This window comes from Gilliamella sp. Bif1-4 (assembly GCF_001690535.1).
Classification (GTDB): Bacteria; Pseudomonadota; Gammaproteobacteria; order Enterobacterales; family Orbaceae; genus Gilliamella; species Gilliamella bombi.
The window spans coordinates 1-6077 of the sequence record NZ_LZHC01000001.1 but is presented as its reverse complement, the minus strand read 5'-3'; the positions used below and the strand labels follow the sequence as shown (position 1 = coordinate 6077).

Sequence of the window (6077 nt, the reverse complement as noted above, 5' to 3'; positions counted from 1 at the left end):
AAAAGGCATTGATTTTATTTGAGTTTTTTTTTGGGTGCTTTTTTTGTGCTATCCGTGGCGGTGATAGCCTCAGAAGCGAAAGACAAGAGCCAAAACCGCCTTGACACAGGCACAATCAGCTTTAGTGATATCGAAAACAAAGCGGACTACCAAGTCAGTAGCAGCAGTGCAGGGGTAAGCTCTAGCGGCATGCCATCGATGCCAACCAGTCGCAATAAAAACGAAAGCGAGCATTCGACGACGCATTCAGCGGTATCGGAAGGGACGATAATTATCCGCAACAAAGACGACCAAAAACAAGATATCAACGAACTAAGCCGAGATACTGAGCAGGCGAATAACGAGCTCAAACACATCTTTAACAAACAAAAAGAGCAAGACATCATCGACCAAACGCAGTTAGTGAGTGAAATTGGTGGTGAAACGTTAACGATGCTTAATCATATAGACCGGATAAGAGCCGAATCCAAGGCAAAAGAAGCGGTAGAAAAAGAACAAGAAAAAGCCGCAGACAAAGGCATCGTGTTAACCGACAAGCAGCAACAAAAAATCTACGAAGACGCCTACAAAGAATCGATGAACCAAGGCATGTCAGCGATGGGCAGTGACACCCGTCAAGGCATTGACATGGCGGTTAGTATCATCAACGGCTTAATCAGTGGCGACATGACAGGGGCAGCCGCAGGGGCACTTGCACCAAAAATTGCGACTATTATAAAACAGCATACGGAAGGTGATATAGTTGCCAATACCGTCAGCCATGCCATACTCGGTGCGGTGGTAGCCGAGCTGCAAGGCAACTCCGCCCTAGTGGGTGGCTTAGGTGCTGCTGCAAGTGAACGTGGTGCTGAGGTTATCATGGGTATTCTTTACCCAGGTAAAACAGTAGCGGAATTATCACAAGAAGAAAGACAACAAATCAGCGCCCTATCACAACTCGCCACAGGCCTAGCAATAGCCGCTGCCGGTGGTGATATTCAAGATGTGAATACTGGCGTTGCTGCGGGGAAAAATGCGGTTGAGAATAACTTTTTGGGACCAAAAGATCAGCATCGTTTAGAAGAGTTAAGAAATAAACGAAATAAAGGATTCTTAACTCAACAAGAAAAAATAGAAATGTTTATGCTTGATGAGTTAGATCAAAAAGGAGATTATCTAGTTGGAAAATATTATAAAGATCCGAACTCATTAACGGAAGCAGAGGTTCAACAACTAGCTGTATCTTTATCACGTTATTACCAACAAGTGGAAGGAATGAGCGGAGAAGAAGCCGCCAGACAATCAGTTAACGATTTATTAACAGGTAACTGGGGATATAGGTCTCATAATTATGATTATCCATATTTAGGAACAAAAGAGCAGCAAGAGCAATATAATGATGCTTACAGGGAATCTATCGCAAATAAATCATTACTTGAAAAATTATTTAGCTCTCGTGCAATGGATGAAAATGAAGAATATTATCGAGAACAATATAATATTCAGAAGTATCTTCAAGCAACGGAATGGGAGCGACAAGTCGGTCGTCCAGTAATGAACTTTTTGCCTGGAGGAGTAGGTTTTATTTATAATACGATGGATACAGTAGAATCAGCAAGTGCGTTATTTGATGTAACCAAAAGATTGAATAATGGTGAAGAATTTAGTACTGAAATGGCGATGAAATTAATCGATGCTGGTTTTACATTTATACCTGTAGCTGTTTCAAAATCGATTCCTAGAGGAGCTGGAAAGGGGAAAACCACTCTAACACCACCTATAAAAATTAATGTTGCAAATGATTTTACAAAATCGCCCCAATCTATTTGGGGAAGATCTGCTGATGATATTGCAAAAGATTTTCAGGCAGCTGGTTATCAAGTTAATGTTAGACAATCAACAAGAGGTTCGGGAAAGGCGGTCATTATTGAAGTTAAAGGTCATCCTGAAATTAGCCAGATACAGATACACCCAGGCGGAGGACGTCATGGAGGTAGCTATTATAAAGTATCAACAACAACACAAGGTACAATAAAAGTTGTTGATCCAAACACTTATAAACCAAGTGTGGGAGAAAAATCGATAATTATTAATAAACCAAAGAGATAGAATATGAATAAGATTAAATGGGTAACTCAGGCAATAGCACAACCTTGTGAAATACAAAAGAGTTTATTTCCTGATTTTGTAAATATAGCTGATGAATTAGCAGTTGAGTGGGAGATGGCCTTAGATGAACTTAATGATCCTCTAGTAGCATCTTCTCTTACATCAGAACAAAAACTAGCAGTAAAAAAATTAGATGATTATATGTTATCTATAAGTGGAGCCTCTAATATTCAATATTGGAATAATGACGCACTTTGTGAAAGTGCTGAGTGGCAAAAAATGAGAAAAATGGCTATTGATATATTACTCATCATGAATTGGGAAAATATTGTACCAACAAAAGCTGATGCAATATATATCAATCATGGTTAAGCTCTAGTAGCTCAAACTTAACCCGACAATTCTAACAGTATCTTACTTAGTGTATTCGTTATTAAAAGTGGCAGTTAATACTGTCACTAAATTCTATAATTAATTTTTTAATTACTAATTTCAGTTTAGCATCACTTTAGCCATTATTATTTTTATACACTATTGTAGAAAATAAAACCTACTTGCTGTATTGCTCATGGTGTCATATCTCCCTCTATTCAAAACATAAAAAATACATTAAGTTACTATTTTTACTTACAAAAAACAGGTCAGAAAAATATTGATTTTTTTGTGCTGGCCGTGGCAGTGATAGCCTCAGAAGCGAAAGACAAGAGCCAAAACCGCCTTGACACCGGCACAATCAGCTTTAGTGATATCGAAAACAAAGCGGACTACCAAGTCAGTAGCAGCAGTGCAGGGGTAAGCTCTAGCGGCATGCCATCGATGCCAACCAGTCGCAATAAAAACGAAAGCGAGCATTCGACGACGCATTCAGCGGTATCGGAAGGGACGATAATTATCCGCAATAAGGATGCTCAAAAACAAGATATCAACGAATTAAGTCATGATACTGAGCAGGCGAATAACGAACTCAAACACATTTTTAACAAACAAAAAGAGCAAGACATCATCGACCAAACGCATTTAGTGAGTGAAATTGGTGGTGAAACGTTAACGATGCTTAATCATATAGACCGGATAAGAGCCGAATCCAAGGCAAAAGAAGCGGTTGAAAAGGAAAAAGAGAAAAGTAAAAACAAGGGACTAACAGAAGAAGAGCAACAAAAAATCTACGAAGAAGCCTACAAAAAGGCGATGAACGAAGGCATGTCAGCGATGGGCAGTGACACCCGTCAAGGCATTGACATGGCGGTTAGTATCATCAACGGCTTAATCAGTGGCGACATGACAGGGGCAACCGCAGGGGCACTCGCGCCAAAAATTGCGACTATTATCAAACAACAGACCGAAGGAAACACCCTCGCCAACACCGTCAGCCATGCCATACTCGGTGCGGTGGTAGCCGAGCTACAAGGCAACTCCGCCCTAGTGGGTGGTTTAGGCGCTGTCGCAAGTGAACGCGGTGCTGAAGTGATTGCGGGTATCCTTTACCCAGATAAAACAGTAGCGGAATTATCACAAGAAGAAAGACAACAAATCAGCGCCCTATCACAACTCGCCACAGGCCTAGCAATAGCCGCTGCCGGTGGTGATATTCAAGATGTGAATACTGGCGTTGCTGCGGGTAAAAATGCGGTTGAAAATAATGGATTAAGTTGGGCTGATGGTGGATTTGGTGGCGATTTTATAGGTCTTTCACCTGAAACAGGGGCAAATTATGAAGGTATCCTCCATGCCTCAGCAGCGGGTTATCTAACCCCAGAAGAGGCTGCGCAAATCATAGATGATATGAATTCAGGTAAATTTATGTATGATCCTTTAAGAGAGGATTTGATGCGATTGCCAGAAGATATAGCTATATTAGTGACGCCATATGGTGATTATATCGCCTTTAGGGATGCAGATAGTTGGGGTGACTACGCAATAGCAGCAGCAGGAGTATTACCTTTTGCAAAATATATCAAAGTAGCAGGAAAAGTAATTAAGGTTGAAACTAAAACTGCACAAGCTTTGGTAAAAGAAGCGGAAGTAGCATATAAAGCGGGGAATGTTGCTGAAGGTAATCGCTTGATGAATCAAGCGGCAAGCCAGTCAAAACAAATTGAAACAACTGTTATAAAAAATAGTGTAGCTGGAAAGGGGACGAATGGACAAATAATAAAAAATAGTGATGGTTTGAATGAAATAAAAATAAATCAAACACCATTAGAAGGGCAAAATCGTCTTAATACGCCAGATCTGGGCGGTAGTGGTAAATTAAAACCCGCTGAAGCAGCCGCTGCAGCGCAGCTTGAGCCAGCATTAGGTAAAATGGAGCGTTATACTCCTCCTAAAGGAGCAACTCAGGGCGAATCTCCCGATTTTGTAATTACCTCTGGACCTAATAAAGGTAAAACTGTGGATGCGTTGTATACAACTGATAAACTATCACAAAAGGAAATTGATGGATTAAATAAGTTTTATGAAAAAAATATGAATACTGGTAAAGGTAAAGAAATTATTGACAAACACTTGGGAAAAGCGGACTTTGTACCTGTTGATTTTAGGGTGTTAACGCCCGCTAATCAAAAAATTTTCATAGATTATATAAAAACACTACCTAAATCGCAGCAAAATAAAATTATCATTATGAGGTAATATAATGGGTGCAGTTATTTTTTTTAATAAAAGTAATGTAAATAAGAAAGATGAAAGTAAATTTATATCTACATATGTTAATAGTAGTTATTGGGATTCCTTTGGTGACTTACTAGATGCGGTATTTTTGCCTAACTATCCTAAATTACATGAAATCATAAAATCCGAAGAAGGTGAATATTTAAAATTTTATTCATTTATTGAGCTAAATAAAGAAGAATTTAATCAATCAGTTAAATTAATAAGGGATTATATTGCAAAGCAGAATAATCCCACAGAATGGCAAAAAATGGCTCAGCTTGTATGGAATGAAATAGCTGAGCCTTATATTATTAAGGATAATCGTTATCTACCTAGTTAGATTAGTCACATCCTAAATTTTATATATTTGTAAATTAAAAGTGACAGTTAATACTGTCACTAAATTTTATATAATTGCTTATTTTGGCTTAGCATCGTTTTTTAGCTATTATTGTTTTCATACACCATGCTAATAAATCCCGTTTACTGTATTTCTCATAGTGCCATATCTCTTTCTATTCAAAACATAAAAAACACATTAACTCACTATTTTTACTTACAAAAAATCGGTCAGGAAAGATATTGATTTTATTGATTTTTTTCTTAGTGTTTTCCTGGATTCAAACATGAAGTGCAATTTTAAACACGGTGGAGTGAAGAAAGTAGAAAGGTGATTTATACTAGCACCTTCGCACCACCACAGTTTGGAGATTGCTATGTATTATAATCACCTTTCTAGGAAGGAAAGATACCAGATTTTCGTATTATTACAAGCCGGAAAGAATAAAAAAGAGATAGCCCAGCTACTCAATAGACATCCTTCGACAATAAGTCGAGAGATAAAAAGAAACTCAAAACCTAATCAAACCTATCAAGCACATGAGGCGGTGACACTCGCTCGGAAAAGGCGAAAAAACAGCGGTAATGGTAAGCCAATAGAGTCTTTAGTATGGCGTCAAGTTGAAAAATACCTCATGCTTTATTACAGCCCAGAGCAGATTGCTGCACGTTTAAAGAAAATCAGCGTCCAATCAATCTATAACTACCTTTATCAAAATAAAGCGCGCTATGAACAATTCAAGCCTTATCTAAGGCGAAAAGGCAAAGCTTATCGGCATTGCAAGGCACCGAGTATTAAAGAAGGAGACCGCCGATATAAACGGTCAATTAAACAACGTCCAAGTTATGTAGAAAGTCGGAAAACGCAAGGACATTGGGAGGGCGATACCATAATTAGCCGTAAAGATAAGCAAGCATTGTTGACGTTAGTTGAGCGCAAAACTGGACTCGTACTCATTGGACGCCTTAATCAACGCACCGCCTCCGAAACGAAAGAT

Annotated in this window: 5 protein-coding genes; all 5 read left to right on the top strand. The window is 38.8% G+C overall.

Annotation, left to right across the window (positions count from 1 at the left end; all coding sequences use genetic code 11):
• Window positions 1–45 precede the first annotated feature (45 nt).
• Complete coding sequence (locus A9G25_RS00025; RefSeq protein WP_141674941.1) at window positions 46–2088, top strand: VENN motif pre-toxin domain-containing protein; 2043 nt, start codon at window positions 46–48, stop codon at window positions 2086–2088.
• 3 nt (window positions 2089–2091) lie between these two features.
• Window positions 2092–2460 (top strand): hypothetical protein, encoded by a 369-nt coding sequence (locus tag A9G25_RS00020; RefSeq protein ID WP_065561184.1) that lies wholly within the window; start codon window positions 2092–2094, stop codon window positions 2458–2460.
• 300 nt (window positions 2461–2760) lie between these two features.
• Window positions 2761–4719 carry a VENN motif pre-toxin domain-containing protein gene (locus A9G25_RS00015; protein WP_065625216.1) on the top strand — a complete coding sequence of 653 codons (1959 nt, stop codon included), beginning with the start codon at window positions 2761–2763 and terminating at the stop codon, window positions 4717–4719.
• Between the two features lie 4 nt (window positions 4720–4723).
• Entirely contained in the window at window positions 4724–5080 is a 357-nt protein-coding gene (locus A9G25_RS00010) for a hypothetical protein (RefSeq protein WP_065625215.1), read from the top strand.
• A 376-nt stretch (window positions 5081–5456) separates the two neighbouring features.
• Window positions 5457–6077 (top strand): IS30 family transposase (locus A9G25_RS00005; protein WP_081297071.1); only part of this gene is annotated, 621 nt, incomplete at its 3' end.

Coding starts and splice junctions, on each gene's coding strand:
- A9G25_RS00020 (WP_065561184.1), top strand. CDS start 2,092: ATGAATAAGATTAAATGGGTAACTCAGGCAATAGCACAACCTTGTGAA.
- A9G25_RS00010 (WP_065625215.1), top strand. CDS start 4,724: ATGGGTGCAGTTATTTTTTTTAATAAAAGTAATGTAAATAAGAAAGAT.